The following is a 26,367-nucleotide window of genomic DNA, read 5'->3' as shown; positions in this document are numbered from 1 at the left end:
TTCAAGCTTCTGTGTTTTTTAAAAACCCGCCCCAGTGCCTGATTGTATCTAAATTTGACTTTTTTTATATTTTATAAGAAACTATAAACATTATAAAATTTGCTTCTGCATTACAGCTGCTAAATGTATGCACTCACCACGCCCAAGGAGGTCAGGTGGGCTAAGGCGGGTACATTCCCCGGGGATTTTCCGGAATATACCAAACTATTATTGTAATTATAGGAGGGAGATTTATATGACAATCAAGATTGTTACAGACAGCACCGCAGATATACCCCCTCAACTGGCAAAATCTCTGGGAATAACCATCGTCCCCCTTTATGTACGCTTCGGCGAAAAAGCCTTGAAAGACGGTGTGGAAATAACTCAGGACCAGTTCTTCGAAAAACTCCAGACCGAATCTATCCATCCCAATACTTCGCAACCCTCCCCTCAGGATTTTATAGATGTATACCAGAAACTGGCACCCGACTGTGACGGCATTGTCTCCATACATATTTCTTCCAAGCTTTCCGGCACATACGACTCCGCTATTCAGGCAAGAAAACTGCTGGGCAATGATGCCCCCCCTATAGAGGTTATAGATTCCCGTTCGGTTTCCATGGGCTTGGGATTACTAGGTTTGCTAGGTGCAGAAGCGGCGTCTTCCGGCAAGAACGTGAAGGAAGTAGCCGATACAGTACGCAGTGCAGTAGAAAAAGTCCAGATGATGGGCTTCTTTGATACGCTTAAATATCTGGCACTGGGCGGGCGTATAGGTAAATCCAAAGCCTTACTGGGGTCCTTACTTTCGGTGAAACCGGTATTGGTTGTGGGCCAAGGCGAGCTTTTGCCTGCCGGACAAGTACGAAGCCGAAGCAAAGGCATGGAAAAGCTTACTGAATTTACAGCCGGGGTGAAAAACCTTGCCGCTTTATCTGTAGTTTATACAACCACCCCTGATGAGGCAGTTGCCATGGCAGACCGCCTGGCAGAGTTTTTCCCGCGTAAACAGATAGTAATATCCAGATTGGGAGCCGCTCTGGGCGTACATGCCGGCCCCGGTACTCTTTTCGTAGCTACCCGCTCAAAATAGCCGCTGGCAAAACTTAATAATAAATGCCCGGCTGGGAAGTTTTCAGCTATAAATAACCTCCGGCCGGGCATTATTTTTCAACACAAACCCTAAAAAACATGGACACATGGCCCTAAATATTGTAGACTTTCTTCGCAATCTTTTTAATCTGCATCTTTTTGTAAGGCTTTAATTTAGCTTTAATAAATCTAGGAGGAAAGATGAAGCGCTTAAGTACTATCCTTATGTCCCTGCTCCTGTCCAGCGCATTGCTGTTTTCTGGCTGCCAAAGCTCTAATGATGACACCGACAATACTGATAACAGCACCACAAAAATACAGGTTACTGTAGTAACCGATGCCACTTGGGCTCCTTTTGAGTATGTTAATGAACAGACTCATGCGATAGAGGGTTTTGATATAGACCTGATGAAAGCTATTGCCGAAAAGGCCAATCTGGAAGTCACCTTCCAAAACGTAGCCTGGGACGCTTTGCTGGCAGGTATGGCTACCGGTCAGTATAAAGTAGCTATTTCCTCAATCACCATTCTCCCTGACCGTCTCGAAAAATGGCTCTTTTCAGACCCCTATTTCAATGCCGGCCAGATGGTCTGCGTACAGAAAAACAACACCACTATCCTGAGCCATAACGACCTCACCGGTAAAAAGGTTGCAGCCCAGACCGGAACCACCGGATTTATAGAAGCTCAGAAAATAGAGGGCGCTACTGTTAAATCGTATGATGAAATCGGCCTGGCTTTCCAGGACCTTATGAATGGCCAGATTGACGCCGTTATCTGTGATACCCCCGTTGCCATAGATTATGTAAATGCCAACCCTGACAAAATCAAGAAAGTGGGCACTGCTTTCACTGACGAATACTACGGCATCTCAGTAGCTAAAGGCCAAACAGAGATTCTGGCCAGGATCAACCAAGGTCTGGCAGCCGTCATAGCCGACGGCACCTTTGACCAACTGGTAGCTAAGTGGAATTTAAATCCGTAATCAGGTAAAAAATAGAGAGGGGGCTTTAAAAGCCCCCTCTCTTGTATGAGGAAATGGTAGAAGACAAAATTAAGCCGCCTGAAAAAATAAACCTGATACCGGGGGCTGAACCCTCAAACCGGATGGATCCCTGGTGGTGGTTGGTAGCCGGGGTTTTTGCTCTGGCCGGCGGTCTTATGCTGTTTAAACCTGATCCCTTTCTGGATATCTTCAAGTATGTCTGGGTAGGTATCGGCATAACAGTTCTGGTGGCAGTTGTATCCTATTTCCTGATGCTTATTTTCGGTTTATTCGGCGCTTTAGGGCGTTTATCCAAAAACACCATCCTGCGCGGACTGGCTACATTTTATGTTGAAATAGTACGCGGTATTCCCCTGCTGGTGCAGCTTATCTGGTGGTACTTCGCCTTCCCTGTCATAATCCAGAGTATAGGACAAGGTCTTAATTTCGGCCCTATGATGAATTATCAGGCAAACCCCATTGTTATGGCTATCTGGGGTATGACCTTCTGCTACGGCGCATATATGAGCGAAATCTACAGGGCAGGTATCCAGAGTATACCCAAAGGACAAATGGAAGCTGCCCGCAGCCTTGGCATGAGTCATACTCAAGCAATGAGATTTGTAATACTGCCTCAGGCACTGAGAGTAGTCCTGCCACCCATGGGCAACGAATTTATTTCACTTCTTAAGGACACTTCACTGGTATCCACCGTAGCCGTAGCTGACATGGTAAGGCTGGGGCGGGAATTTACCGCCACCAATTTCAACCCTATTGAAGTATGGAGTATGATTGCCCTGCTCTACCTGATACTTACGCTCCTATCCAGCCGTCTGATAAACTACATAGAAAAGAAAACTGCATTTTCAAGATAATGAATAAAAAACACACTTCTGCTGAAAAACCCATTATCAAGATCGAAAACGTCCAAAAGCATTTTGGGCGGGTTCAGGCTCTGCGCGGAGTCAGCCTTGATGTTAACCGGGGCGAAGTAGTGGTGATTATCGGTCCTTCCGGTTCGGGCAAATCTACCCTGCTGAGATGCATAAACCGGCTGGAAGAATATGATTCCGGTAGAATAACCGTAGACGGCATTACCCTTGACAGCACTGAAAATATCAATCATGTCCGCCGTGAGGTAGGCATGGTTTTTCAATCATTCAACCTCTTTGCCCACCTGAAAGTCATTGATAATATCACTCTTGCCCAGTGCCAGGTGAGAAAACGCACCAAAGAGGAAGCGGCTGAAATTGCGGCAGACCTGCTTAAAAAGGTGGGTATACCGGACAAGGCTCATGCCTTCCCCGTTCAGCTTTCAGGCGGACAGCAACAGCGGGTAGCTATAGCCAGAGCCTTAGCCATGAACCCCCAGATAATGCTCTTTGATGAACCGACTTCCGCACTTGACCCCGAGATGATAAAAGAAGTGCTGGATGTGATGACTGCTCTGGCCAAAGAGGGCATGACAATGGTAGTTGTATCTCACGAAATGGGCTTTGCCAGAGCGGCGGCTGACAGAGTAATATTCATGGACGAAGGACTGATAGTGGAAAGCGCTTCACCGGATGAGTTCTTTACTAACCCCAAACATGAAAGAACCAAACTCTTTCTGTCTAAAATCCTGCATAACTCTTAGCTACAAAATAATACAAACCCATACTCACAAGGAAACCCTTAAAGCATGAGTCTGTATCTAATTTTCCCTGGATAAAAAGAGGAACTATTCGCTTTCTTTTGTTTTAGCGTAACAGTCCTTGCAATAAACCGGGCGGCCCTCAGTAGGCTCAAAAGGAACAGTGGTCTGAACGCCACACGCGGCACACACCACTTCATATGTCCTTCTTTCGCCACCTTCAGCCCTGTTTTCAGAGCGGCGAGCGGAACGACATGCGGGACAGCGTTTGGGTTCATTTTTTAAACCGCGGGAAGCATAAAATTCCTGCTCACCGGCGGTAAAAATGAACTCATTGCCACAATCACGACAGACCAAAGTTTTGTCCTGTGCCATGACTGCACCTCCTTGATATAAATTGCTTTGTTTCCAGCGCAGTCTTTGGACACAGATTCCCAATTAACCGCCTCGGAACCAAGCTAGCTTTAATACGTATACAATAAATAATAGCGCAGTGTCAAGTGCTTTTTTATGTTAACGCCAAAATAAATTTGCCGAAGCGCCTGTATTGTGTTAAATTCACTTAAATAATATGCGGGAGAAACGCCAATGTCGGCTCTAGCCAAAGAAGAAATACTCCGCCTCATAAAGTCCGCTAAACCACTTCTGGAAGGTTACCCTGATCTGGAAAACCAGCTCCAGCCAAACGGATTTGATTTGAGCTTGAAACAGGTACGCAGTTTGGAAGGCGAAGGGGTATTGCCCACGGACAATGCCCGCCGTAAACTGCCCTCAAATAACCCGCTTGAGTTTGACTGTAATAACCAGATAAAGCTAATGCCAGGTATTTATTCCGTAGTCTACAACGAGATAGTCAACATACCCAAAGATGTTATGGCGCTGGCCACTCCCCGCTCGTCACTTTTACGCAGCGGGTGTACTGTCAACACCGCTGTATGGGATGCCGGCTATTCCGGCCGAAGTGAGTCTTTGCTGGTAGTCTATAATCCAGCAGGGCTGATACTGGAACGGAATACCCGCCTGATTCAGCTGGTATTTTTCAAGCTGAATGCCGAAACCGGCGGCTACTGCGGCATTTATCAGAACGAAAATAAAAGCTAGAATAAACAGAGAACAAGACAGATAGTCCCCGGTTTTTAGTGAAAGAGAAAAACCGCAGGGGTAAATTTAGAAAACCATGGTGAGTGCTTGAGGTAAGACCTCAAAGGTTGCCGGGGTGTTACCTAAAAGCTCCCCATCTGCCTGAAGATACAGCTCCTCTTCAGAACTAATACTCACAAAACGGGCGTGTTCGGTTTTCACTTTGGGGTGTGTTATATGAGTACCCTTGTAGATTTTGGGGAAAGTTTGCAGGATTTCCAGTTTGTTTACGTCACCCAAGGTTATTACATCGAAACGGCTGTCGGTAATAAGGGCGGATGGGGCTATCTTCATACCGCCGCCAAAATAACTGCCGTTGGCTACAATCACACTTAAAACACGGCGGGTATAGTTATACTTATCCAGCCCTATATCTATAGTCTTATTGCGGTATCCAAGCAGAGTCTTAGCCAGAGCCATTACAAAAGGAATAGTTCCACCCAGAGCTTTGGGCATATGTTCGGTTGCGGCTGCCACTTCGGCATCAAACCCTACCCCTGCCCCGTTTACAAAGAAGCGGCTGACCTGACGGCCCTCTTTTTGAAATGTTACCAGACCGGCATCAACCAGAGTGTGCTTGGAGCTAAGCAAGTGCTGGCAGGAATGCAGATAATTACCGTCAAGACCCAGCGAACGTACAAAATCATTGCCGGTGCCGGTATCCACCACTCCCATCAGGGTTTTTTGGTCATGGCTGGCGGTAAGAATACCGTTAACTACTTCGTTAATAGTGCCGTCACCGCCCACTGCTACCAGATAGGGGTAGCCATTTAAAGCGGCATTACGGGCAATCTCAATAGCATGCCCTTGGCTTTCGGTATACTGGAAATCATAAGAAAAGCCCATATCACGCATAAGCCTGCTGATATGCGGCCATTTTTGTTCGGTGGACTTTGCCCCCGCCACCGGGTTAACTATTACTTTTGCTACCAAATATTTTAACTCACATTGGTATATATTAATTGTAACACTGCGATAAAGGTTTTACTATTCCGAAATTTTGACCATTTTTTATACTTTTTAGTCCAGATATTCCACTATGCCGGGGGGACGGTCTTTGATAACTACCTCTATCCCCGCCTGTTTGAACATATCTATAAATGAATCATCTGCGTATTTACCATAGCTTACGTAGCGTTTGATACGGGCATTAGTCAGCATTTTAGCACACAGCACACAGGGAGTATGGGTGGCATACACTGTTGCCCCTTCCAGACTGGTGCCGTGCAAAGCCGCCTGGATAATAACATTCTGTTCGGCATGGACTGCCCGGCAAATCTCATGCCGGGTACCAGATGGTATGCCGTTCTGATTACGCAGGCAGCCCAGTTCCAGACAGTCTGTCAGACCGGCCGGCGCACCGTTATAACCGGTGGAGAGAATATGTTTATCCTTTACAGCTACCGCCCCGACATGATGACGGACACAGGTAGAACGTTCGGCAACCACCGCCGCTATTTTAAGAAAGTATTCGTCTGCATTCGGGCGGCTCATTCGTCTGCCCGCAGTTCAAGGCTAAGCTTCTTTACCTGTTTTTCCATATCTTTCAAATCCAGTTCATTAAGAAGCGTAATATCCGCCATGACAATCGGCCCGGCTTTGTTTATATTTTCTATCTCGGAGTAATCACGGGAAACGGCATTATCATAGTTCAACGGGCGGTCTGCCCTTTCACACAAACGGGAGTAACGGGTAGCGGGGGCAGAAGAAATAGCGACCACAACAAGTTGTTCTTTATAGTAGCTTTTTAGAAACTTGTACTCCTCCCACGAATACAGCCCGTCTACCACCACGTTGTCTTTCTTCAGGTTTTCATCAATACGGCTAAGGTTCAGCACCGCATAAGCCTCCATGCCGTACTGCTTGCGGAGTGATTCCCGCACCTTGCGTTCGTTCTCTTCGTTCAGGGGCAGCCCAAGCTCCCGAAGTTTCTCATCAGTGATATCTCCGAAACGTATCCTTATAAAACCGTTTTTACTGAACATACGCGAGGCTTCGGTCTTACCCGCCCCCGGCATGCCCACCAGGGCAATTACCTTCATCTCCCGCTCCTTTGTATATTATCCAAAAACCCCAGACTATTTAAAGGGTTATTCCATAACCCGGCGTTTCATGCTGAACAGGGTAGCTATATAAAAGGCGGCTGACACCCCGATAACCGCCAGCAACGAGATTACCACATTTACCCCCGCAAAGTCACCACTGACCGCCCCCCGTATAAGGCTGACCGCCGGGGTAAGAGGCACAATATTTGAAATAACCTGAACCGTCTCCGGAAAGCTGGAGACCGGGAAAAAAGCCCCGCTGAAAAAAGTCATCGGGCCGATAAACAGGGTAAAATAATAATTAAAACTGTAAACAGAGGGGACTATAGAAGCAAAGAAAACACCCATACTGGCAAACATGATGCCTTCCAGCACCGCAAAAACAGGTGCCAGCAGAGCCAGCGGCGAATGGATAACACCAAACAGGGCCGCCACCAGCAGGATAATGCAAGCTGTTATGATGGAGCGGGTAGCTCCCCACAAAACTTCCCCGGTTACCACGTCACTTATATTCATAGGGGTAGCCAGTATGGAGTCATAGGTTTTTCGGAAGTCCATGCGGAAAAAGACGTTATAGGTACACTCAAAGGTAGCGCTGGTCATGGCATAGCTGGCAATAACACCCGGTATGATAAATTCCATATAAGGCTGGCCGTTTATATCCCCTATAAATGACCCGAAGCCGAAACCAAGTGCTACCAGAAGCACTACCGGTTCAATAACAAACCCCGGCGCAATAGACCAGAACAAACGGATAAAGACGTTGTAGTTCCGAAGCCACATATAAAAAGCACGGTAAGTAGGCCAGTTCATTCCACCAGCCCCTTTCCGGTCAGACGTAAAAATACATCTTCCAGAGTGCCTATCCGCTGCCACACATTCCAGCCAAATGCCTTAAGTTCGTCAAGCAAGTTATCTTTGCCACAGCGGAATACCTGTATAATCAGTCCGGAATCTTCAAAATCCAGCCCGCGCCGCATACACTCAGCTGTTATCGCTTCGTGCTCGCCCTGACGCACCTCTATCTCTATAAGGCACTGGCCTACATGCCTGTCCACCAGCCCTTTGGGAGTGTCCATATCCAGCACTTTGCCCTGATGCATTATGGCTATCCGGTCACACAGCACTGCCGCTTCGTCCATATTCTGGGTGGTAAGCAACTGAGTTATGCCGCAGGCTTTAAATTCCTTCAGTTTCTGCCAGACAAGATACTTGGACTGGGGGTCAAGGCCAACTGAAGGTTCGTCCAGGATAATAATGCTGGGGTTATTCATAAGCCCTCTGGCCAGCAGCAAACGCCGCCGCATACCACCCGAAAGGGCCTTCACCTCGGAATTAGCCTTTTGTTCCAATTTAAAAAGATGCAGTATCTCAGAGGCTCTTCGACGGGCATCAGCCGGTTTTATGTCAAAAAAACGGGCAAAAGTAACCAGATTTTCGGTTACCGAAAGTTCAGAATCCAGATTGTCCAGCTGGGGTATCACCCCAAACATAGCCTTTATCTGCCTGAGATGATGGGCAAGGTCAAGCCCCATCACCTCCACTGTACCCGAATCTGATGGAGCAAGTGAAGTCAGTATACGCACCAGAGTGGTTTTGCCAGCTCCATTTGGTCCTAAAAGCCCAAAACACTCACCCTGCTTTATTTCCAGACTCAATCCGTCCAGAGCGGTGCAGTCTTTGTATTTTTTGACTAGGTTAGAAACCTTTATAGCATAAGTATTCATAAAATTACTTAAAATGATACCAGTAACTGCCCATCTCGGCAATAAAATCAGACAGAAAGCTGTGCTATAATTGGCTTTAAATGAATGCGGAAAAGCTAAGAAGTTTTTTAAAAAACCGCTTGCCGCCGGAAATAAACCGGCTCATTCTGCATGCGGCTGAACGGGCAGCCAGTCAAAACCTGTACCTTTACCTGGCGGGAGGTATGGTAAGGGACTTTCTGCTGGACAAAACCCCGAAAGATGCAGATCTGGTTCTGACCGCAAACGCTATCTTGTTCGGGCAAAAACTTTTTGAGAAAACTCCATACAAAGTCACCCTGCACCACCGCTTTAATAACCTTTCGGCAGATATAAACGGATTCAAGCTGGATATTACATCCGCCCGAAGCGAAATTTACCCTGTACCGGGTAAACTGCCGGAAGTGCTTGAAGGCGATATTAGGGCAGATTTATTTCGCCGCGACTTTAAAATAAATGCTATGGCCATAAGCCTGAGCCCTCAAGATTTCGGCCACCTTGCAGACCCCTACAACGGGCTTACAGACCTGAAACAGGGCAAACTTAGCGTACTCCACCCGAAGAGCTTCCAAGATGACCCCAGCCGCATCTGGAGGGCTTTGCGTTATTCGGAGCGCCTTGGTTTTAGTATTTCAGGTGATACCTTGCCCCTGCTTCTGCGTGATGCACACCTGATACCTCTGATAGGTGCTGACAGATTATGGTACGAGATTGAATGTGTTTTTAAGGAAGCCAAACCGGAAAATATACTGCTTAAGGCAGAAGAAACGGGTGTTTTGAGAAACAGCCTGCCGTTTGCAAAGGCTGACAAATGGCTGGCAGACAAATTCACCGAGGCCAGAGAAATATATGGAGAAAACGTGTCTCCTGAAATATACCTTTGCCTGCTCACTGCACGCATGGACAGCCCTCAGGCAGACTCCTTGATAACCCGCCTGCATCTTGGCAAACACCTATCCGCCTGCCTGAAGGATTGCCAGTATCTGGCAGAACATCGGGAGGAACTGGATATGGCCGCACTTAGCCCCAGCCGTCTGTACAGTCTGCTGGCAAAGTGTACGAAAGAAGCATTTCAGGCATTTTATGTTTCTGCAGACAACCCGCTGGTCAGAAAAAACCTGTTGCTTTTCCACGAAAGACTGTCCGCCGTAAAACCGTATTTAAAAGGGGCTGATCTAATTGCACTGGGATTTGCACCCGGCCCTAATATTAAAACTATACTTGCCGAACTGCTGAATCTCAAACTGGACGGCAAGGTTTCCAGCCGGATAGATGAAATAGATTATGTAAAACGGAGACTGGCCGATGACCAAACATAATCCCATGAAAAGTGTTCATGACCTGCTGACTTTTGGTTTTGACAGCCCGTCACGCAAGTTTGTCAGCTGGTTTATTATCAGCCTTATCTGTTTAAACGTACTGGCAGTCATACTTGGTTCGGTAGACAGTATTGCACGGGATTATCATACCCTTCTTCACAGCTTTGAGATATTTTCAGTAGCGATATTCAGCCTGGAATATATTTTGCGGGTGTGGAGCTGTACTGTCGAGCCTAAATATTCCCACTCTTTTAGCGGACGGATACGCTTTGCGGTTTCTCCTCTGGCACTGATGGATTTGCTCTCTATACTGCCCTTCTACCTGCCATTCCTTATACACATAGATTTGCGTTTCCTGAGATCCCTGCGGCTTTTAAGGTTATTCCGTTTGGGGCACTTAAAACGCTTTAACGAAACTTCACGCATGATTCTAAACGTACTCCGCGAACGCAAAGAAGCCCTGATAATATCTTTTGCCATTATCCTGCTGCTCATTATCGTCACTTCCAGCCTTATGTACTTTGTGGAAAACCCCGCCCAGCCGGATGTTTTCAAAAATATACCCGATGCTATGTGGTGGTCTGTTATGACCATGACTACCGTGGGTTACGGCGATATTTACCCCATTACCTCATTGGGAAAATTTCTAGCCAGTATTATATCCATACTCGGACTGGCTACTTTTGCTTTACCAACCGCCATTTTGTCTGCCGGACTGCTGGAAGAATTCCGCAAGAAAAAGGAAACACATGAACATGCCTGTCCCGTATGCGGTCAGAATATGCCAAAATACTGAACCTTAAAACTAATCTTTAAAATAATATCTTCACAGGCGTTATGGGTATATACTGGTTTGAAAAAAAAAACGGAGCTGACATTGCAAATAAAAAAAGACCTGGCGCTAACCAATAAACTCCTGTCACAAGGCATGGTTTCCACCCGTGACCCTGAAACTGGTTTTAGATATATACTTTGTGCTACCTGCCCTAAGGATGGCGGAGACGGAACCTTATCCCGTATTGACCGCAAGGATAACGTAGTAGAGAGAGTGCTTTTCTGCTGCACCACCTGCGGGAAAGAGTTTGCAGCCAAACCGGAAGACATTTTTCTTACTTAGACTCGGCAGAATGATATTAAAAATTAAAAGGGGGGAAGTAATATTACTTCCCCCTCTGTTTTATGGAACAATTCGGCTAGACAGCCCTAAAGCTAGAGGCAGGAGCACCACATATAGGACAGCGGGCAGGAGCCGTACCCAGTACGGTATTACCGCAAACCTGGCACACATAATAAACCTGGTCAGGAGCTTTGATGCCGGATTTTACTTCTTTCAGGGCTGCCTCAAACAAACCATGGTGGATTTTTTCTACCTTGTTGGCGTGATTAAAGCTGAGCAAAGCTGAGGAATTTCCTTCGGCTTCGGCTTCTTTTATGAAAGCAGGATACATACTGTTAAATTCGTAACTTTCTCCTTCAACTGCCGCTTCCAGATTGGCAGCTGTAGCACCCACCCCTTTTAAAACATTAAGATGGTTTCGGGCGTGCACGGTTTCAGCCTCAGCTGCAGCCCTGAATAAACGTGCCACATGGGCAAAACCCTCTTTTTCAGCCTTATCGGCAAAAAACAGGTATTTTCTGTTTGCCTGGCTCTCACCGGCAAAAGCGGCTTTCAAATTTTCGGAACTGGACATTAAACACCTCCCTGATATTTGCGTTACCCCTATATGATACCCCCAAGGGATTTATCAATCCAGCGGCCCCAAGGTCGATACCAAGTAGGCCTGATGCCCTTTTTGGCACAGGTTATGATATATTTTTTCAGCCGTATTTCTATCTTTAAGCAGGGTAAACAGGGTCGGGCCTGCTCCGGCCAAAGATATCTGGTATGCCCCTGCTTCCAAAAACTGCCAGCGGTATTTAACCAGTTCGGGGAAAAGGGTAAAAGCTACTTTCTCAAAAACGTTGAAACAAAGGCTGGGGCTAAGCTTGCCATGACAAATATCTTCCAGCAGTTTATCACCTATTTCACCGCTGGTAAAGCTGTCCGGGTGCAGATTGCGATAGAGAACGGCAGTCTTATCCGGCGGCATTGAAATTGGCGGAACCAGCAAAACCGCCCACATCTGGTTAAGGGTAGGCAGAGGAGTTACCGTTTCTCCCCGTCCTTCCATCATAGCCGTACCACCCATTATGAAAAAGGGGACATCAGAACCAAGTTCTGCACCTATTTCCATCAGCCGCCAGCAGGGATAACCGCATCCCCAGACCTTGTTAAGCCCTTTCAAAACAGCCGCCGCACAAGAGCTGTCTCCACCCAGTCCGGAAACCAGAGGAATGCGTTTGGCTATTTTGAGGTTCACCCCGCTGCTTTGCCCGCATCTTTCACTAAACAATGTCACTGCTTTCGAAACTAGGCTATGTTCGGGCTGCCAGTCCGGGCTGTCTGAGCTTATCTGTACCATTTTAGCGGGGCTGAAAGACAGGCGGTCACACAAACTCAGAGACTGAACAATGCTTCGCAACTCATGATAACCGTCATTTCTGCGGTAGAGTACTTCCAGACTAAGGTTGACTTTGGCAGGAGCCAGCAGTGTCAGCATGGGTTCACCGTATATTCCAGGCATAACCCTTTCCATTCCTCCATGCTTAAGGTCTCTGCCCGGCGGGCAGGGTCTATGCCAGACCTTTCCAGTAGTAACAGTATATCCTGTTTGGATATGCCCAGCCCTTGGGCAAGTGCATTAAGAAGTGTTTTGCGGCGGGTGCCGAAACCGGCTCGGGCCAGTTTAAAAAAATCAACCGCAGACACCCCGTCCATAATTGTTGTTTGCGGAATAACCACCTTTACAATAGCCGAATCCACCTCCGGCGAGGGGTAAAAAGCCCCAGCCGGAACAGTAGCCACCAACGCAGGGTTGCCGTAAAACCGCACACTCAGGGTTAGAAGACCCATGTCCCCTGTTTTGGCGACCATGTTTTTGGCCACTTCTTTCTGCACCATGACCACCATCAGTTCAGGCTTTATTTCTGCTTCCAGAAACTGGCGAAGTACAGCCGAGGTTATGTAATAAGGGAGATTGGCTACCAGCTTGTAAGGAATATTTTGTCCCAGTATTTCCTCAGGGCTGATTTTTAGTATATCTGAATGGATAATCTTGAAATTGGGATATGCCTTGAATTTTTCGGTCAAAGCGTTTACCAGTTTGTCATCCAGCTCTACAGCTATGACCTGCCCGGCTCTTTCAAGGAGTTCTTCTGTAAGCACCCCAAGCCCGGGCCCCACTTCTATAACCGTATCCGTCGGTTTCAAATCTGCAGCCAGAAGGATTTTATTCAGCACGCCCTGACTTATTAAAAAATGCTGCCCCAACCCTTTGCGGGCTTTCAGGGTATAACCCTCCATCATCTCCTTGGCCTGAGCCATAAGTGAAGGTACACCGGCAGCTAACAGAGGCGCATCTTTTTCCATGTACCCCTATTATAAAGATTTAACGCCCTTTGCTCAATCGTGCTGATAAAAACGGGGGTAATTTAGCTTTTTGCATCTTTTTTTGGGTAGCAGAAATGTTATAAGGCACCCTGTAAAGGCAAAAAGTGCGAGATTCGTCATTGTAAATACCGTAACTGGCCTGTGGATTGCCATCCCGCGGCTGACCAACACTGCCGGGGTTTATTATCAGGCTTGTCTGGCGAAGTGGTTGCATACTGCCTGCCATCAGGGGAATACCGCGGCAAATTCCATTTTGACCGGGAGTAAATACATAAGGCATATGGGTATGCCCAACAAGACAATACGGGGTATTCATAAGGCTGAAATTCTCAGCTGCAATCTGTGGAGTAGTGATATAATCCCATTCGGGACGCTTTAGACTGCCATGCACCAAAGTAAAATCACCATCAGAGGTCACTTTCGGTAAACAGGCAAGATAATCAATCATATCCGAGGATAACTGATTTCTAGTCCAAACGAGACAACGGGCGGCTTCCAATTCAAATAACGAATGGTTTATTTTGCCGGCTACTGCCAAGTCATGGTTGCCGGCTACTGCCATATGCTTGCGATTTCTCAGTATTTCCAAACAGGCCATGGGGTCAGGACCGTAATTTACAATATCTCCCAAACACCAGATTTCGGCAGCTTCCCGTTTATATGCATCTTCCAGAACGGCATTTAAAGCCTCCAGATTTGCATGTATGTCCGCTATAACCGCATAACGCATACCTAATGATACCATAAGGGTGTAATTTGTTAAGTGGGGAACTGTCCGCTTTTGGCAGTATCTGTTATAGAAAAATAAAACAGGCCTTTTAAGAAGGCCTGTTTGTAATATATATCTAACCTCTAATTGTTTAAGCGGGCTTTCGAGCCCGAACAAAAACAAATACCCCCCTGACAGCTTCCAGTTCCTCCACCTCAAAACCGGCTTCAGTCAAAAGCTTGCGCCATTCCTCTAGCGTATGCACCCACATAATATTATGTTCAACAGGATAACGGTATATAGTATTGACTATCAGAGAATAAAACTTGTTTTTGGGCTGGTAAATGTCATAAACAGCCACCTTGCCGCCAGGCTTCAAGGTACGGAAACACTCCGCCAATACCTTGCCGAAGAGCTTGAATTCATGGCTGGCACTGGAGCAATAAATACGCTCAAACTCACCATTTTCAAACGGCAGATGATAGGCATTTCCCCGTACCAGAGTTTTGTTGGGGCGTTTGGTGCGGTCATTAAGGGCCATCATCTGGACAGACTGGTCTAAACCTACAATCCGCTTCGCTTCTATCTTGTTAGCAATATACCCGGTACCAGTGCAAAGATCAAGGACACTGAAAGACGAGGTATCTTCGTTAAGCATTCTGTCACGGGCACTTTCAAATGTACCCAGCATAAACATACGGGTTAAAAATTCGTATACCGGAGCAACTTTTTCAAAAAAACTGGGGGCTACCATTATGTCAACATCCCTATGGCCACCGTAGCAGTTGTGACCGAATATATTATGACCATCAATTTATTGGCCATGGCTACCTTTATGGGGTCATTATAATAACGATGAGCAATCCTGACGGCCATAACAGCCAGAGGAATACCACCTAAAGATACAGCGGAAAGAGGCGGCATTATCCCGTTGAAAACCAGCGCCAGTATATAAGCATATAGGACTAGCAATGAAATAAAAAACAGATTCTTGGCATTTTTTGGCCCTAAGCGGTAAGTCAAGTTACGTTTGCCGGCTGCCCGGTCTTCCAGATAATCAGGTATCTCATTTATAAGTATCATTGCCCACATACACAAACCCGGTATAACACCTATCAGCAGTATATCCGAACTAACCATACCGGTATGAACAAAATACCCCCAGGCGGTCAGCACCGGCCCGTAACCGATAAGCATCATAAGTTCGCCCAGACCGTGGTAAGCAAGCCGCAAAGGTTTAGCAGAGTACAGTATGGAAATAGCTGCACCTATAATGGCAATCCACATAACTCCCCAGCCCATATCCAGCGCCATATAAATGGCACACAGCAGGGCGAAGAAATACAGAGAGAAGATAACCAAAAGCGACTGGCGGGGTTTTATAATCCCGCAGGTGAATACCCCGCTCCCTCCGGAGAAGGGGTTTTTAGCATCTATAGGTTTGCAATCAGTACCGTAAACATAATCAAGAGTATCGTTAAACATGGTAAGGCCAATCTGGACAGCAGCAGCGGCTGAAAAAGCCACGACAAAATTGGCAATATCAAACGTACCCTCGGAAAAAGCCAAAGCGCCGGCTATTACCACCGGCATTACACCCTGGGGCAGGAACTTGAGACGGGCGGCCTGTATCCAGTCCTGAAAATCCGGCCGTTCGCTAGTAAGCGCTTTCAAGAACTTTCTTTAAAACCTCTTCAGAAACCTTGGTACCTATTTTACCATTTTCCTTGTGGAAGCGGGTAAAATCCTCAAGCAAAAAGAAGTCTGTACGGGCAGTACGGCGTTTGTTATCATAGCGAAGGGCTTCCATCACCCCTTCTAGAGGAACATCCGCCGGAATACGAGTGGGCAAACCCAGCTTCTTGAAAATACGCTCTATTTTAGCGGCCAGTTCGGGCTTCATATAACCCATTTCACAGGAAAGGGCGGCCTCAGCCACCATACCTATAGCAATAGACTCACCATGCAAAAGCTGGCCGTTTTTAATAATCTCCACCGCATGGCCTATGGTATGTCCAAGCTCCAGCTGGGGGTCAAGCTTACCCTCAAACGGGTCAATCTTAAGCAGCTCCAGCTTAAGCTCTATGGTGTGGCGGGAGATGTAATCTATAACTTTCGGCGAATAATCACCGGCATGTTCTTCTATATAGTCAAAAAAGGAGGACTCCTGACACAAGCCGTGTTTCACAGATTCGGCCAAACCGGCCCGTATCTGGCGTTCGGGCAAAGTCCGGAGAAAATCAAAATCTATAAAGACAAACTCCGGGGCATAATACTGGCCGAACAGGTTTTTACCCATTTTGTAGTTAACAGCCTGTTTCTGGCCAATGGCACTGTCTATCTGAGCAACCATGGTGGTAGGAATATGGAAAAAGCGCAGACCGCGGAAAAGGAGTGCGGCGGTCAGGCCGCCCAGATTACCCACTACCCCGCCCCCCAGGCAGACGATAACGCTAGATTTGGTAGCCCTAAGGTCAAGGATTTTTGAGCCTATGTCTTCCAGAGTAGACAGAGTTTTTGAGGCTTCACCGGCAGGGAAAGCCAACAGGTGGGTTTCGGTCACCCCGGAAAGCAAATCTTTGATTTTATCCTTCAGGATATTTTCAAGATTGGAATCGGTAATAATAAAAAATTTGTCCGCATTCAGTTCACGTGCATATTCCGGCAGACTATTCAGTATATCGTTGCCTATATATACGTGACGGGTACGGTTATTCCCAATGTCATAAGCCAGTGTATCCACTTTACCCATGTCTAATTCTCCGGCTTATAGGCAACAGTCAGTGTACCCATACCGCCACTCTGATAGTGGGATTTGATATTTATAAAACCCTGATTTTGGAGTATAGCCATTATTTCCGCGTTACTAGGCATGGCCAACACCGAATTTGCCAGATAACGGGCAGACTTTTTTTCTGTACCAATTATCCGAGCCATAATGGGCATCAGATTCTTCAAGGCAAACAGGTAAATACCACGGAAAGGCTGTTTTTCGGGTTTGGTCATATCCTGTAAAACCAGCAGACCGCCCGGTTTAAGTGCTTTGAAGATATTAGAGGCAGCCAGATTTTTGTTGGCAAAATTGCGGAAGGCAAAGCAAGTGCCGATAACATCGTATTTGGCATCACCGTAGGGTATTTCGGCATCACCCACCCAGAATTTCACGTTGCGGTCCGGATAATTCTTCTTGAGACGTCCCTTGGCTACTTCCACCATTTCGGGGGTGATATCAAAGGCGTCTATATCCACATTTTTCATGTAGCGCAAAGTATTAAAGGTAACAAAACCCGTACCGCACGCAAGGTCCAGCATTTTTACCTGCGGCATATTGCGGGTATAGGTCAGTATCTCCAAAACCATCTCTTTGCCCCAGCGGCGATGAATACCCAAACCCATAATATCATCATGCAGGTCATAATGTTTGGCCTGAAAACCAAATAACTGAAGCATATAACGTTTGCGGGCCTGAGCCTCTTCAGACTCAAAACCGGGGTCTTTCACATTCACATCTACACTGCTCATTTTATTCTGATTTCTCCGGTTTATAGCCCCAGATTACGCAGGCAATACCCAGCGACAAGCTCTTATACTGGCATTTTTCAAAGCCTTTGCTTTCCATTAGTTTTACAATTTGCCCGTTAGTGGGCATCATCATAGCAGATTTATAAAGCCAGCGGGCAGCCGATTTTTCGGTACCCAAAATACTGGTAAACAAAGGCAAAATATATTTCATATAGAATATATACAGTCCGCGCATGGGGTGGTGTTCAGGTTTGGTAAGGTCCTGAATAATAAAGAGACCGCCCGGTTTCAAGGCACGGAAAACATTCTCGGTAGCCAGCCCTTTGTTGGCAAAGTTGCGATAAGCGAAACTGGTGGTTATCAAATTGTATTTCTCTTCGCCAAAGGGAACTTCGGCATCACCCTGCCAGAACTTTATACTCCGCCCTTTGAAATACTTTTCGTAACGCTCCTTGGCAACCGCCAGCATATCGGGGCTGATATCAAAGGAGTCTATATCAATGTTTTCGAAGTTCCGGGCCGTATTGAAGGTAACAAAGCCGGTGCCGCAAGCCAAATCAAGCATTTTGGTACTGGTGCGGCCTTTCACAAACTTACCGACAATCTTAAGAACAGTCCGCATCCAAAAACGGTGGGCATAAAGCCCGAAGACATCATCGTGGAAATCATAGTTTTTCGCTTGAACTACGAACAAGTCAACCATGTACTGTTTACGTTTATGCGCCTCTTCAGAGTCAAATCCGGGATCCTGGATAGGCGCTTCGGCCAAACTACTCATCAGCTATCACCTTTTGAAGCATTTATTTAAACATATACCGTATCTGAAGTCATTGAAACGGAGAGTTAGCAATGACAAAACTCAGCTTTTTTGAGTAAGTGCCAAATAAAAACGCCATATTGATGGCGATTTCAAAGACCAATCATATTCCTCAATGTATTAATTGTCAAGGTTGACCCCATTCGCAACTCATACGTAAGCCAAATCTGAAAAACCACCCCCTGAATTTTACAAAATGACTATTTTCAGCACTGCAGGCACCGCATGAAAAATGGTATAATCTTTGCATTATGAAGGTTTCTGACATAGGCGAATGCCAGCTGATAGACAAGCTGAACAATCTTTTACACCAAAAGTCTGCTGTAAACACCCCTGCCCGTGAAAACTTAATAATTGATATTGGTGATGATGCCGCTGTTTTTCTGCCGCAGGGATATCAGCTGGTCACCGTGGACAGCCTGATTGAAAACGTACATTTCAACCGCAACATGCTTTGCTGGGCAGATTTGGGTTACAAAGCCATGGCAATAAATATGAGCGATATTGCCGCCATGGGGGGAGTCCCTCAATATGCCATAGTTAATATTGACCTGCCGCCGGATACGCTCGTTTCCAGCGTGACAGACTGCTATAACGCCATGTACAGTCTGGCTGAAAAATACCAGATTGCTATAATAGCCGGTGATACCAACCAGTCATCCATAATAAACCTGGCTGTCACTTTGCTGGGTTCGGTGGAAAACCCGAACCGCCTGCTTACCAGAAATGCTGCTCAGGCAGGGCAGAAAATAGCTGTTACCGGTTATCTGGGCAGTGCTGCTGCCGGTTTGGATATGCTGCTAAACCAAACAAAAGTCCCTGACGAAAGTCGTGAGATATTTTACCGCTCCTTTTACCGCCCTGAACCGCGGATAAATGAAGCCAGGTTGCTGGTTAAAGAGGGCGTCCGTTGCTGTATAGATATTAGTGATGGGCTGGTGATTGACCTTGGGCATGTACTCAGGCAGAGCCGGGTAAGTGCCAGAATTGATCTTGGTAAGCTGCCCCTCCACCCCAGCCTGCGTCTTTGCTACCCCCTTCAAGCCCAAAACATGGCCCTTTACGGGGGTGAAGATTACGAACTGTTGTTTACCGCCTCTGCCGAGGTGATAGAGCAAATTTCGGTGCAGAGTCCTATACCGGTTACTGTCATAGGTGAGATTATTCCGGGTAAACCGGAGGAATTAAGATTAATGGATAAAGATGGGAGGGCCCTTCAGCCGGGAAAGAACGGCTGGGAGCATTTTAAGAAACCAAAATGAATCAACTTGAACTGGTGAGTCACAGTACCCAGCAAACCCAGGATCTGGGAAAGATAATAGGCGAACTGGCATCAGCCGGGGATATTATCTTCCTGGTGGGAAACCTTGGAGCAGGCAAAACTAACCTGACCCAGGGACTGGCAAAGGGACTGGATATTACCGAAAATGCCTTGAGCCCTTCGTTTGTGCTCGTGCGTGAGATGTACGGACGTTTACCTTTGTATCACATAGATTTATACCGTCTGGACCTGAGCGAAGAGATAGAAGAACTGGGTCTGGATGACTATTTGTACGGCAGCGGAGTAACTGTGGTAGAGTGGGCTGATAAAGCCGACGAACTGCTGCCTTCAGAAAACCTGCGGATAGAAATAGCCTATCTTGATGATGATAAACGTGAGCTGACCCTATATGCCTGGGGTATCCGCTATGAAGAGCTGTTAAATGAGATTTCACAGAGGGTAAAGGATGCCGGTTTTAATAGCCATTGATACTGCCACCCCGGATACCGGGGTGGCTATCCTTAAAGATAATGAAATAGTTGCCCAGTACAACTGGCTCAGTCACCAGAACCAGACGGTAGAGCTGTTGCCCCGTTTGGAGTGGCTGCTTGAGTCAGCCGGGCTAAGCCTTAAAGATGCCTCCGCCATTGCGGTTTCCATAGGGCCGGGCAGTTTTAACGGCTTAAGAGTAGGCCTGAGCACTGCCAAAAGCCTGGCTTTTGCTCTGGATATCCCCTTGTGCGGTATCGGCACACTGGAGCTGGCCGCCTACCCCTATCTGGCAAGCGGCCTTAAAGTATGGGCGCTCTTACCTTCGGGTCAGCAGGAATATGCCGCAGCAGTTTACCAAAAGGACGGAGATGGCTTAAAAGAAGTGGCTAAACCCTATATCACCAATCTGGCTGATTTGGCCGCTGAAGTCAGTGAACCCTGTGTTATCTGCGGGCCGATAAGCCAAACCAGCCAAGCCGAACTTAAGACCCTGCTTGGAGATAAAAAAACAGTATTTGCCCCGGCTGATATACGCCCCTCAAGGGCAGCCTCGCTGGCAAGGCTGGCTAAAAAGAGGATTGAAGACGGCCTGACTGACAGCCCTGCCGGTTTGCAGCCGCTTTACCTGCGCCGCCCCCAGATATCCCCCCGCAAACACCGCACCGGCCTGCCGCTCTCCCAAAACAAAGCCGTTATCTGGGATATGGACGGGGTAATTGCAGATTCCGCCCCCTTTCATATGCGGGCATGGCAGACTACTTTTGCGGAGATAGGTTATACTTTTTCCGAAGCAGATTTTTACCGTACCTTCGGCCTGCGGAATGACATGATAATTTACTCGGTGCTGGGTGAAAAATCAGACGCGGATACCATCCACACTCTGGCTGACCGCAAGGAACACCTTTTCCGTGAATACGCCGGACAGGAGATAAAGCTATTTCCCGGTGTGATAGAACTTTTAAAATCCCTGAAAGCAGCCGGTTACCGCATGGCTATTGCATCTTCGGCACCGCTGGCCAATATCAAGCTGGTTATGACCAAACTGGGTATAGGGGACTACTTCCTGGCTACAGTCAGCGAAAAAGATGTCACCAAGGGCAAGCCCAACCCCCAGGTATTCTTACTCTCGGCCGCCAGACTGTGCGCCAGCCCGGAAGAGTGCCTGGTAATAGAAGACGCACCCGCCGGAGTGGAAGCCGCCAAGAAAGCCGGTATGAAATGCATAGCTGTTACTAACAGCCAGCAACCCCAAGCCCTGAGCGAAGCTGATATGATAGTTGACACCCTGGGCAAGATTAGTGTAGAAGATATAGCCGGTTTTATAGGTTTGGCCGGCGCTAAATAAAGGAGAAATATGGAAAGAACACTTTTACTGGTTAAGCCTGACGGCGTTAACCGCGGCCTGTCCGGCGAAATACTGGGCAGAATGGAAAAACTGGGGCTGAAAATGATTGGCCTGCGGATGCTCCAGATGGACGCCGTTTTAGCTGACAAGCACTATGCCCCCCACCGGGAACGCCCCTTTTTCAAGGATTTGGTCACTTACATCACCTCAGGCCCTATTGTAGCCGCTGTTTTTGAGGGCGAAAATGCCGTTGAGAAAATGCGCAAGGCTATGGGTGCCACTGACCCTGCCAAATCTGAAAAGGGTACGGTACGGGGAGATTTGGGTATAAATATAGAGCAGAATACTGTCCACGGCTCAGACTCGGCTGAAAACGCCAAACATGAAATAAGCCTGTTTTTCAGCGAAAGCGAACTGGTAAACTACGACCGCCGTTAGTTACTGCACGGCAACTAGTTTGGGGGCATTCTCCCAGAGACGGTCAAGCTTATAGTAAGAGCGTATTTCAGGGGTGAATATGTGGGCAATCACCCCGCCGAAATCAAGCAGTATCCAGCCTGAATCCGCGTCACCTTCACGGTGACGCGGCCCTATTTTAAGGGGTTTAAAGGTCTTTTCAACCGTATCCGCAATAGCCGAAAGCTGGCGACCGGAAGCGCCGCTCATCAGCACGAAATAATCACAGTAACTAACCAGCTCCCTGACATCCAGAAGGACTATATCTTCAGCCTGTTTCTCACTGGCTATACTTACCATCTGCCGGGCAATATCTATTGATTCCAAGTGCACCCTCCCCAAAAATCTGTTTTTAGTATAGCATACAACCCGCTGCGGGCTGTAATAAGGCTAAAACAGGCCTGAGGTTTTTTAAATGCCGAACACATCTGATATACTTATACCCTATGGCAGGTTTACTTTTCGGCACCGCCGGCATTCCCTATTCCACCCCCAAACACACCACCCAGAACGGTATCCACCGGGTGGCGGAACTGGGGCTGGACGGCATGGAAATAGAGTTTGTCCGCGGGGTATACATGAAAGCCCCGGATACTAACCCGGTACGCATACTTTCAGAGCTTCTCCGCATAAAGCTGTCTGCCCATGCCCCATACTACCTGAACTTTAATGCAGTTGAAGAAAACAAGGTCAAAATGAGCCAGCACCTTCTGTACCAGTCCGCCAAAATGGCATCACTCTGCGGGGCGGGGTCTCTGGTATTCCACCCCGGTTTTTACCTGACAGATTCTCCTTCTGCTGCCTACGAAGCCATACGGGATAATATCCGCCCGGTGGCTGAACGTCTTCAGGAAGAGGGCTTTCAGATAAGTCTCCGCCCCGAAGTAAGCGGCAAAGTCACCCAGTTCGGAGACCTAAAGGAGACTATGGCACTTTGCAGCGAGATACCCGGCCTGCTGCCGACCATAGACTTTTCCCATTATCATGCCCGCACCGGCAAATTCAACTCCTACTCCGAGTTTAGTTTTATGTTAAATACCATGGCAGATTATCTGGGTGAAAAAACACTTAAAAATATGCACATTCATATTTCGGGTATAGACTACTCACCCCGTGGGGAAAAACAGCACCTGAATCTGGCAGAGTCAGATTTCAACTATAAGGAGCTGTTACTTTGCCTGCGCGACACAGGCTGTGCCGGGCTGGTAATCTGTGAGAGCCCAAACATTGAGGAAGATGCCCTGCTCCTGAAAGAGACATACTTCTCGCTGGCGTAAAGACGCCAAAATCCTTATATGCTATAATTTACTTAATATGTCCCATACTACATGAAATTTTGAGGTACCAAATGAATTCAAATTGGAAACGCAGCACCATTATGTATGTCGTGATGCTGGTGGCTATCATAGCAATCTTTTCGTTTCTGGTGCCGAACGCCCAGAAACCGGAGGAAGTGCCCCTGAGCCAGATTATAACCCTGTCTCAGGAACACAAGATTGCCGAAATAACGGTTGACAGCGAAAACATAGAAGTAACCACTACTGACGGCACAAAACTTACCACCGTAAAGGAATACATAGCCAGCATTTACGAAATTGAGGGGTTAGACCTGACTGATGTAAAGGTAAATATCCAGCCGGCGGGCGGACTGGACTGGGGCACTATGATTCTTACCTATCTGCCCTTCCTAATATTCGGCGGTCTGCTTATCTTTATCTTCACCCAGGCAAGAGGCGCCAACAACCAGGCAGTCTCTTTCGGCCGTTCAAAAGCCAAGCTCTTTAATATGGATAAACCCACCATCACCTTTGCCAACGTGGCCGGGGTAGATGAAGCCAAACAGGAAGTGGGCGAAGTAGTAGAGTTCTTAAAATCCCGTGAAAAGTTTCAGGCGCTGGGTGCCCGCATTCCCAAAGGTATTTTGCTGATAGGCCCTCCCGGTACGGGAAAAACTTTGCTGGCCAAGGCTATTGCCGGTGAAGCCGGCGTTCCCTTCTTTTCTATAAGCGGCTCCGAGTTTGTTGAAATGTTTGTGGGTGTGGGCGCTTCCAGAGTGCGTGATTTGTTTGACCAGGCTAAAAAGAATGCCCCCTGCATTATCTTTATAGACGAAATAGATGCTGTCGGACGCCAGCGCGGTGCCGGACTGGGCGGCGGGCATGACGAACGCGAACAGACCCTTAACCAGATACTGGTGGAAATGGATGGGTTTGATACCGATACCAGCGTAATAGTTATTGCGGCTACCAACCGCCCTGATATCCTTGACCCAGCCCTGCTCCGCCCGGGCCGTTTTGACCGTAGAGTGGTGCTGGACAAACCCGATATAACAGGGCGTGAAGCTATACTGAAAATTCATGCCAAGGGCAAACCTCTGGCAGATACGGTTAATCTGGAAAATCTGGCTAAGCAAACAGTCGGCTTTTCGGGTGCGGATCTGGCAAACCTGCTTAACGAAGCCGCCATACTGGCTGCCCGCAAGAACCGCAAAGTAGTTGAAACCGAAGACCTTGAGGAGTCAATTGACAGAGTTATTGCCGGACCGGAACGCAAAAGCCGCCGCATAAGCACTCAGGAAAAAGAGGTCACCGCCTACCACGAAACCGGACACGGCCTCGTGCTTCGGCTGGTACAGGGTGCTGACCCTGTCCATAAAATATCCATTGTAGCCAGAGGCATGACACTGGGGCATACCCGCCAGCTGCCAAATGAAGACCGTTACCTGATGACCCGCTCCCAGTTCAAGGCCATGATGGCCGGGCTACTGGCCGGGTATGTTGCGGAGGAGCTGACCTTTAAAGAACTTTCCACCGGTGCTTCAGATGACCTTCGCCGGGCTACCGATATTGCCCACAAGATGGTCACCAGCTACGGCATGAGTGACAAACTGGGACCGCGCACCTTTGGCAACAAAGAGGAAATGGTCTTTTTGGGACGAGAGATATCCGAACAGAAGGACTATGGCGAAAAAGTGGCCGATATGATTGACGAAGAAGTGCGCGGGCTGATTGAAGAAGCCCATCAAAAGGCCAAAACCATACTCACCGAAAACAAAAACCGTCTGCAGTTTATTGCCGAAAAATTAGTTGAAAAAGAGACTCTGGAAGGAGTTGATTTGGAAAACCTGTTCGTAGGTGAACTCCCCATATCCGAATCTGCCTAAACCCATACCGGATTAATCAAAAAGCCACCTTCTTAAAGGTGGCTTTTTTGTATTAAAAAATACTCTATTTTATCAGGCAAAAATACCTTCCAGCCAATCCCAGATTTCACTCAAATGGGTAAGGACAAAGACAATCACAATGAGAGCCAGAATACTTCCCAGACAACCCATAAGTTTCATCTTATATCTCCTTGTCAGTTTTTACGTTCAACTATAAACTCTGCCAGCTGGTAGAGAGATTCGCGGGCAGCTGTTTTGGGAAGCTTTGACAAGTCTTTGCAGGCCAAATCAGCATAGCGTTTAGCCTCTTTGTAGCTAAGGTCTATAATATCTGATGAATTTATCATCTCCACTGCTTTGGCAACATGAGCGGAACGATCTGTTGCACCCAGCATATCCTTGATGGGGTTACTTTCCGGATAACGGTCCATCAGGAGGAGTGCCGGCAGGGTAACTGTGCCGTTATTCAAGTCTGAACCTATGGGTTTGCCCATATCTTTTGCATTACCCACAAAATCCAGTATATCATCTACTATCTGGAAACTTAAACCCAGATTATAGCCGTAAGAACGCATTATTTCTTCGTCAGCCGTCGAAGCATCTGCCAGTATAGCCCCGCCCTTGGTGGCCATTACAAAAAGAGCGGCTGTCTTGCCGGATATCCTCTCCAGATAATTCTCATAGCTCTGGTCAGGGTTAAAACTGGCATAAGCCTGCTTCAGCTCACCGGAGGCTATTATCTGCAAAGTCTGGGCAAACAGAGTAACTATACGCATATTACCGGTGTCAGCTGCTGTTTCGGCAGCATGGGCAAAAAGGAAATCACCTAAAAGTATAGCCTTTTCCAGCCCCCATACGGAATTGACAGTGCGGCGGCTGCGGCGGGTATCAGCCTTGTCAATGGCATCATCATGCACCAGGGTTGCTATATGCAGCATTTCAGAAGAAGTGGCCAAAGGCAACACTCTTTTTATGCCGGCACCGAAGCACATGGCAGACAGCATGGAAAGGGCCGGCCTAAGTACCTTGCCCCCTACCAGAATATAATCCAGCATTTCCGCCATTTCGGGAAAAGACTGCTTCCGTCTTTCGGATACCAGTTTAAATTCGTCCTCAACCCCTTTGAGTCCTTCATTTATAGGTGCGTAGATAGAGCTAAGTTTCAACAAGAC

General features: G+C 47.4%; 31 protein-coding genes. 14 read left to right on the top strand and 17 right to left on the bottom strand.

Features of this window, described 5'->3' with window-relative positions:
* Positions 1 to 235 precede the first annotated feature (235 nt).
* The 4 genes from UCH007_RS01785 (at position 236) to UCH007_RS01770 (ending at position 3,694) form a co-directional block, all read left to right on the top strand.
* A complete protein-coding gene (locus UCH007_RS01785) occupies positions 236 to 1,075 on the top strand; it encodes a DegV family protein (RefSeq protein ID WP_046960905.1) in 840 nt (279 codons plus the stop codon).
* Between the two features lie 200 nt (positions 1,076 to 1,275).
* A complete protein-coding gene (locus tag UCH007_RS01780; protein WP_023651969.1) occupies positions 1,276 to 2,058 on the top strand; it encodes a basic amino acid ABC transporter substrate-binding protein in 783 nt (260 codons plus the stop codon).
* 53 nt (positions 2,059 to 2,111) lie between these two features.
* Positions 2,112 to 2,933 (top strand): amino acid ABC transporter permease, encoded by an 822-nt coding sequence (locus tag UCH007_RS01775; RefSeq protein ID WP_046960904.1) that lies wholly within the window; start codon positions 2,112 to 2,114, stop codon positions 2,931 to 2,933.
* Positions 2,933 to 3,694 carry an amino acid ABC transporter ATP-binding protein gene (locus UCH007_RS01770; RefSeq protein ID WP_041917641.1) on the top strand — a complete coding sequence of 254 codons (762 nt, stop codon included), beginning with the start codon at positions 2,933 to 2,935 and terminating at the stop codon, positions 3,692 to 3,694. The genes UCH007_RS01775 and UCH007_RS01770 overlap by 1 nt, the downstream gene beginning before the upstream one ends.
* A gap of 84 nt (positions 3,695 to 3,778) precedes the next feature.
* Here UCH007_RS01770 and UCH007_RS01765 read toward each other — a convergent pair whose 3' ends face one another.
* The gene (locus UCH007_RS01765) at positions 3,779 to 4,066 is read right to left on the bottom strand and encodes a zinc-ribbon domain containing protein (protein WP_023651966.1); all 288 of its coding nucleotides are present in this window, start codon (positions 4,064 to 4,066) and stop codon (positions 3,779 to 3,781) included.
* Between the two features lie 213 nt (positions 4,067 to 4,279).
* Here UCH007_RS01765 and UCH007_RS01760 point away from each other — a divergent pair, with 213 nt between their 5' ends.
* Positions 4,280 to 4,792: a deoxyuridine 5'-triphosphate nucleotidohydrolase gene (locus UCH007_RS01760; RefSeq protein ID WP_023651965.1), complete on the top strand. Its 513-nt coding sequence runs from the start codon at positions 4,280 to 4,282 to the stop codon at positions 4,790 to 4,792.
* A gap of 66 nt (positions 4,793 to 4,858) precedes the next feature.
* Here UCH007_RS01760 and UCH007_RS01755 read toward each other — a convergent pair whose 3' ends face one another.
* The 5 genes from UCH007_RS01755 to UCH007_RS01735 form a co-directional block, all read right to left on the bottom strand.
* On the bottom strand, positions 4,859 to 5,764 hold the full coding sequence (locus UCH007_RS01755) for a diacylglycerol/lipid kinase family protein (protein WP_046960903.1): 906 nt from the start codon (positions 5,762 to 5,764) through the stop codon (positions 4,859 to 4,861).
* An 87-nt stretch (positions 5,765 to 5,851) separates the two neighbouring features.
* Entirely contained in the window at positions 5,852 to 6,325 is a 474-nt protein-coding gene (locus UCH007_RS01750) for a deoxycytidylate deaminase (protein ID WP_010936191.1), read from the bottom strand.
* Positions 6,322 to 6,873, bottom strand: a complete 552-nt coding sequence (locus UCH007_RS01745) for an AAA family ATPase (protein ID WP_046960902.1) — start codon at positions 6,871 to 6,873, stop codon at positions 6,322 to 6,324. The genes UCH007_RS01750 and UCH007_RS01745 overlap by 4 nt, the downstream gene beginning before the upstream one ends.
* 48 nt (positions 6,874 to 6,921) lie before the next feature.
* Positions 6,922 to 7,689, bottom strand: coding sequence for an ABC transporter permease (locus tag UCH007_RS01740; protein ID WP_012881685.1), 768 nt, complete (start codon positions 7,687 to 7,689; stop codon positions 6,922 to 6,924).
* Positions 7,686 to 8,603, bottom strand: a complete 918-nt coding sequence (locus UCH007_RS01735) for an ABC transporter ATP-binding protein (RefSeq protein ID WP_046960901.1) — start codon at positions 8,601 to 8,603, stop codon at positions 7,686 to 7,688. Before UCH007_RS01735 ends, UCH007_RS01740 begins: the two co-directional genes overlap by 4 nt.
* 80 nt (positions 8,604 to 8,683) lie before the next feature.
* On the opposite strand from UCH007_RS01735, the gene UCH007_RS01730 reads away from it, so the two are divergent.
* The 3 genes from UCH007_RS01730 to UCH007_RS01720 all read left to right on the top strand — a co-directional run bounded on the left by UCH007_RS01730 (position 8,684) and on the right by UCH007_RS01720 (position 11,057).
* Positions 8,684 to 9,940, top strand: a complete 1,257-nt coding sequence (locus tag UCH007_RS01730) for a CCA tRNA nucleotidyltransferase (protein ID WP_046960900.1) — start codon at positions 8,684 to 8,686, stop codon at positions 9,938 to 9,940.
* Positions 9,927 to 10,736: a potassium channel family protein gene (locus tag UCH007_RS01725; protein WP_046960899.1), complete on the top strand. Its 810-nt coding sequence runs from the start codon at positions 9,927 to 9,929 to the stop codon at positions 10,734 to 10,736. Before UCH007_RS01730 ends, UCH007_RS01725 begins: the two co-directional genes overlap by 14 nt.
* Before the next feature lie 81 nt (positions 10,737 to 10,817).
* Positions 10,818 to 11,057 carry a hypothetical protein gene (locus UCH007_RS01720; protein ID WP_023651957.1) on the top strand — a complete coding sequence of 80 codons (240 nt, stop codon included), beginning with the start codon at positions 10,818 to 10,820 and terminating at the stop codon, positions 11,055 to 11,057.
* A gap of 76 nt (positions 11,058 to 11,133) precedes the next feature.
* Here the strand turns inward: UCH007_RS01720 and UCH007_RS01715 are convergent, their stop codons facing one another.
* The 9 genes from UCH007_RS01715 to UCH007_RS01675 form a co-directional block, all read right to left on the bottom strand.
* Positions 11,134 to 11,631 (bottom strand): rubrerythrin family protein, encoded by a 498-nt coding sequence (locus tag UCH007_RS01715; RefSeq protein ID WP_012881680.1) that lies wholly within the window; start codon positions 11,629 to 11,631, stop codon positions 11,134 to 11,136.
* Between the two features lie 54 nt (positions 11,632 to 11,685).
* Positions 11,686 to 12,540: a 4-(cytidine 5'-diphospho)-2-C-methyl-D-erythritol kinase gene (ispE, locus tag UCH007_RS01710; RefSeq protein WP_023651955.1), complete on the bottom strand. Its 855-nt coding sequence runs from the start codon at positions 12,538 to 12,540 to the stop codon at positions 11,686 to 11,688.
* Positions 12,534 to 13,409 carry a 16S rRNA (adenine(1518)-N(6)/adenine(1519)-N(6))-dimethyltransferase RsmA gene (rsmA, locus tag UCH007_RS01705; RefSeq protein ID WP_046960898.1) on the bottom strand — a complete coding sequence of 292 codons (876 nt, stop codon included), beginning with the start codon at positions 13,407 to 13,409 and terminating at the stop codon, positions 12,534 to 12,536. The genes ispE and rsmA overlap by 7 nt, the downstream gene beginning before the upstream one ends.
* 19 nt (positions 13,410 to 13,428) lie before the next feature.
* Positions 13,429 to 14,160 carry a metallophosphoesterase family protein gene (locus tag UCH007_RS01700; RefSeq protein WP_023651953.1) on the bottom strand — a complete coding sequence of 244 codons (732 nt, stop codon included), beginning with the start codon at positions 14,158 to 14,160 and terminating at the stop codon, positions 13,429 to 13,431.
* 130 nt (positions 14,161 to 14,290) lie between these two features.
* Positions 14,291 to 14,893, bottom strand: a complete 603-nt coding sequence (locus UCH007_RS01695) for a class I SAM-dependent methyltransferase (protein ID WP_046960897.1) — start codon at positions 14,891 to 14,893, stop codon at positions 14,291 to 14,293.
* Positions 14,893 to 15,813 (bottom strand): prenyltransferase, encoded by a 921-nt coding sequence (locus tag UCH007_RS01690; RefSeq protein ID WP_046960896.1) that lies wholly within the window; start codon positions 15,811 to 15,813, stop codon positions 14,893 to 14,895. Before UCH007_RS01690 ends, UCH007_RS01695 begins: the two co-directional genes overlap by 1 nt.
* Positions 15,797 to 16,891, bottom strand: coding sequence for an iron-containing alcohol dehydrogenase (locus UCH007_RS01685; protein ID WP_041330628.1), 1,095 nt, complete (start codon positions 16,889 to 16,891; stop codon positions 15,797 to 15,799). The genes UCH007_RS01690 and UCH007_RS01685 overlap by 17 nt, the downstream gene beginning before the upstream one ends.
* A gap of 2 nt (positions 16,892 to 16,893) precedes the next feature.
* Positions 16,894 to 17,661 (bottom strand): class I SAM-dependent methyltransferase, encoded by a 768-nt coding sequence (locus UCH007_RS01680; RefSeq protein ID WP_023651949.1) that lies wholly within the window; start codon positions 17,659 to 17,661, stop codon positions 16,894 to 16,896.
* A 1-nt stretch (position 17,662) separates the two neighbouring features.
* Positions 17,663 to 18,439 carry a class I SAM-dependent methyltransferase gene (locus UCH007_RS01675; protein WP_012881672.1) on the bottom strand — a complete coding sequence of 259 codons (777 nt, stop codon included), beginning with the start codon at positions 18,437 to 18,439 and terminating at the stop codon, positions 17,663 to 17,665.
* Between the two features lie 290 nt (positions 18,440 to 18,729).
* Between UCH007_RS01675 and thiL the strand changes: the two genes are divergently transcribed.
* The 4 genes from thiL to ndk are packed head-to-tail and all read left to right on the top strand — an operon-like array spanning position 18,730 to position 22,014.
* Positions 18,730 to 19,740 carry a thiamine-phosphate kinase gene (gene thiL / locus UCH007_RS01670; protein ID WP_046960895.1) on the top strand — a complete coding sequence of 337 codons (1,011 nt, stop codon included), beginning with the start codon at positions 18,730 to 18,732 and terminating at the stop codon, positions 19,738 to 19,740.
* Complete coding sequence (gene tsaE, locus UCH007_RS01665) at positions 19,737 to 20,228, top strand: tRNA (adenosine(37)-N6)-threonylcarbamoyltransferase complex ATPase subunit type 1 TsaE (RefSeq protein ID WP_012881670.1); 492 nt, start codon at positions 19,737 to 19,739, stop codon at positions 20,226 to 20,228. Before thiL ends, tsaE begins: the two co-directional genes overlap by 4 nt.
* Positions 20,206 to 21,576 (top strand): bifunctional tRNA (adenosine(37)-N6)-threonylcarbamoyltransferase complex dimerization subunit type 1 TsaB/HAD family hydrolase, encoded by a 1,371-nt coding sequence (locus UCH007_RS01660; RefSeq protein ID WP_046960894.1) that lies wholly within the window; start codon positions 20,206 to 20,208, stop codon positions 21,574 to 21,576. The genes tsaE and UCH007_RS01660 overlap by 23 nt, the downstream gene beginning before the upstream one ends.
* Before the next feature lie 9 nt (positions 21,577 to 21,585).
* Positions 21,586 to 22,014 carry a nucleoside-diphosphate kinase gene (gene ndk, locus UCH007_RS01655; protein WP_010936172.1) on the top strand — a complete coding sequence of 143 codons (429 nt, stop codon included), beginning with the start codon at positions 21,586 to 21,588 and terminating at the stop codon, positions 22,012 to 22,014.
* Here the strand turns inward: ndk and rsfS are convergent, their stop codons facing one another.
* A complete protein-coding gene (gene rsfS / locus UCH007_RS01650) occupies positions 22,015 to 22,365 on the bottom strand; it encodes a ribosome silencing factor (protein WP_231854724.1) in 351 nt (116 codons plus the stop codon).
* 113 nt (positions 22,366 to 22,478) lie between these two features.
* On the opposite strand from rsfS, the gene UCH007_RS01645 reads away from it, so the two are divergent.
* Together UCH007_RS01645 and ftsH are read left to right on the top strand one after the other, a co-directional pair.
* Positions 22,479 to 23,309, top strand: a complete 831-nt coding sequence (locus UCH007_RS01645) for a TIM barrel protein (RefSeq protein ID WP_023651943.1) — start codon at positions 22,479 to 22,481, stop codon at positions 23,307 to 23,309.
* A 71-nt stretch (positions 23,310 to 23,380) separates the two neighbouring features.
* Positions 23,381 to 25,195, top strand: coding sequence for an ATP-dependent zinc metalloprotease FtsH (ftsH, locus tag UCH007_RS01640; RefSeq protein ID WP_046960893.1), 1,815 nt, complete (start codon positions 23,381 to 23,383; stop codon positions 25,193 to 25,195).
* Between the two features lie 194 nt (positions 25,196 to 25,389).
* Here the strand turns inward: ftsH and UCH007_RS01635 are convergent, their stop codons facing one another.
* Positions 25,390 to 26,364 carry a polyprenyl synthetase family protein gene (locus UCH007_RS01635; protein ID WP_041330619.1) on the bottom strand — a complete coding sequence of 325 codons (975 nt, stop codon included), beginning with the start codon at positions 26,362 to 26,364 and terminating at the stop codon, positions 25,390 to 25,392.
* Positions 26,365 to 26,367: the final 3 nt, after the last annotated feature.

Origin of the sequence: Dehalococcoides sp. UCH007, from assembly GCF_001010485.1 — a bacterium.
GTDB classification, from domain to species: Bacteria; Chloroflexota; Dehalococcoidia; order Dehalococcoidales; family Dehalococcoidaceae; genus Dehalococcoides; species Dehalococcoides mccartyi_A.
The sequence above is the reverse complement of the archived record's forward strand: the minus strand, read 5'-3'. Positions and strand labels throughout refer to the sequence as shown.

Coding starts and splice junctions, on each gene's coding strand:
- UCH007_RS01685 (WP_041330628.1), bottom strand. CDS start 16,891: ATGGGTAAAGTGGATACACTGGCTTATGACATTGGGAATAACCGTACC.
- UCH007_RS01675 (WP_012881672.1), bottom strand. CDS start 18,439: ATGAGTAGTTTGGCCGAAGCGCCTATCCAGGATCCCGGATTTGACTCT.
- UCH007_RS01695 (WP_046960897.1), bottom strand. CDS start 14,893: ATGGTAGCCCCCAGTTTTTTTGAAAAAGTTGCTCCGGTATACGAATTT.
- UCH007_RS01715 (WP_012881680.1), bottom strand. CDS start 11,631: ATGTCCAGTTCCGAAAATTTGAAAGCCGCTTTTGCCGGTGAGAGCCAG.
- UCH007_RS01750 (WP_010936191.1), bottom strand. CDS start 6,325: ATGAGCCGCCCGAATGCAGACGAATACTTTCTTAAAATAGCGGCGGTG.
- tsaE (WP_012881670.1), top strand. CDS start 19,737: ATGAATCAACTTGAACTGGTGAGTCACAGTACCCAGCAAACCCAGGAT.
- UCH007_RS01765 (WP_023651966.1), bottom strand. CDS start 4,066: ATGGCACAGGACAAAACTTTGGTCTGTCGTGATTGTGGCAATGAGTTC.
- UCH007_RS01760 (WP_023651965.1), top strand. CDS start 4,280: ATGTCGGCTCTAGCCAAAGAAGAAATACTCCGCCTCATAAAGTCCGCT.
- UCH007_RS01730 (WP_046960900.1), top strand. CDS start 8,684: ATGAATGCGGAAAAGCTAAGAAGTTTTTTAAAAAACCGCTTGCCGCCG.
- UCH007_RS01770 (WP_041917641.1), top strand. CDS start 2,933: ATGAATAAAAAACACACTTCTGCTGAAAAACCCATTATCAAGATCGAA.
- UCH007_RS01645 (WP_023651943.1), top strand. CDS start 22,479: ATGGCAGGTTTACTTTTCGGCACCGCCGGCATTCCCTATTCCACCCCC.
- UCH007_RS01680 (WP_023651949.1), bottom strand. CDS start 17,661: ATGAGCAGTGTAGATGTGAATGTGAAAGACCCCGGTTTTGAGTCTGAA.
- ndk (WP_010936172.1), top strand. CDS start 21,586: ATGGAAAGAACACTTTTACTGGTTAAGCCTGACGGCGTTAACCGCGGC.
- UCH007_RS01735 (WP_046960901.1), bottom strand. CDS start 8,603: ATGAATACTTATGCTATAAAGGTTTCTAACCTAGTCAAAAAATACAAA.
- UCH007_RS01745 (WP_046960902.1), bottom strand. CDS start 6,873: ATGAAGGTAATTGCCCTGGTGGGCATGCCGGGGGCGGGTAAGACCGAA.
- UCH007_RS01775 (WP_046960904.1), top strand. CDS start 2,112: ATGGTAGAAGACAAAATTAAGCCGCCTGAAAAAATAAACCTGATACCG.
- ispE (WP_023651955.1), bottom strand. CDS start 12,540: ATGCTGACACTGCTGGCTCCTGCCAAAGTCAACCTTAGTCTGGAAGTA.
- rsmA (WP_046960898.1), bottom strand. CDS start 13,409: ATGGAAAAAGATGCGCCTCTGTTAGCTGCCGGTGTACCTTCACTTATG.
- ftsH (WP_046960893.1), top strand. CDS start 23,381: ATGAATTCAAATTGGAAACGCAGCACCATTATGTATGTCGTGATGCTG.
- UCH007_RS01785 (WP_046960905.1), top strand. CDS start 236: ATGACAATCAAGATTGTTACAGACAGCACCGCAGATATACCCCCTCAA.
- UCH007_RS01725 (WP_046960899.1), top strand. CDS start 9,927: ATGACCAAACATAATCCCATGAAAAGTGTTCATGACCTGCTGACTTTT.
- thiL (WP_046960895.1), top strand. CDS start 18,730: ATGAAGGTTTCTGACATAGGCGAATGCCAGCTGATAGACAAGCTGAAC.
- UCH007_RS01740 (WP_012881685.1), bottom strand. CDS start 7,689: ATGAACTGGCCTACTTACCGTGCTTTTTATATGTGGCTTCGGAACTAC.
- UCH007_RS01700 (WP_023651953.1), bottom strand. CDS start 14,160: ATGCGTTATGCGGTTATAGCGGACATACATGCAAATCTGGAGGCTTTA.
- UCH007_RS01780 (WP_023651969.1), top strand. CDS start 1,276: ATGAAGCGCTTAAGTACTATCCTTATGTCCCTGCTCCTGTCCAGCGCA.
- UCH007_RS01660 (WP_046960894.1), top strand. CDS start 20,206: ATGCCGGTTTTAATAGCCATTGATACTGCCACCCCGGATACCGGGGTG.